At 55.0% G+C, this 576-nt stretch carries 1 protein-coding gene; it reads left to right on the plus strand.

Annotation, left to right across the window (positions count from 1 at the left end; all coding sequences use genetic code 11):
• The coding region (locus tag E1189_RS22750; protein ID WP_196220954.1) for a hypothetical protein at positions 1 to 576 on the plus strand (576 nt) is incomplete at both ends.

A 576-nucleotide genomic window follows, 5' to 3' on the forward strand; every position in this document is an offset into this window, starting at 1 on the left:
GAAGCTTTACCACTCTTCCAGCAACTTTATAAAAAATATTCAGACTCTCTCAATGATGAAAAAACAAATGGTCTGGCTCTTGGCAGACTACTTCAGGCTGTGGGGGGCGTGGGCAACCTGAGAAAGTCACTGGACATCTTTACCCGGCTGCGCACCCGAGCGGCCAGAGGGCAAGTGAACACCGCCTGTGATGACAAGGAGATCGAACTGGCTCTGGGCAGGCTGCTTCAACTCATAGGGGGCACAGACAATCTGAAAGCGGCCCTGGACATCTATACCCGGTTGCGTACTCAGGCTGCCATGGGGCAAGTAAACACCCCCTGTAAGGATAAGAATATCGAGTTAACACTGGGCAGGCATCTCCAGATCATGGGAGGTACGGACAACCTGAAAGCAGCTCTGGACATATTTGTCCAGCTGCGTACCCGGGCGGCCAGAGGGCAAGTCAACACCCCTTGTGAGGATAAGAGTATCGAGTTAGCACTGGGCAGACATCTCCAGCTAATGGGGGGCACAGACAGCCTGAGCGCAGCTCTGGAGATCTTCACCCGGCTGCGCACCCGGGCGGCAGGTGGG

This window comes from Parendozoicomonas verongulae (assembly GCF_009711465.1).
Lineage (GTDB): Bacteria > Pseudomonadota > Gammaproteobacteria > Pseudomonadales > Endozoicomonadaceae > Sansalvadorimonas > Sansalvadorimonas verongulae.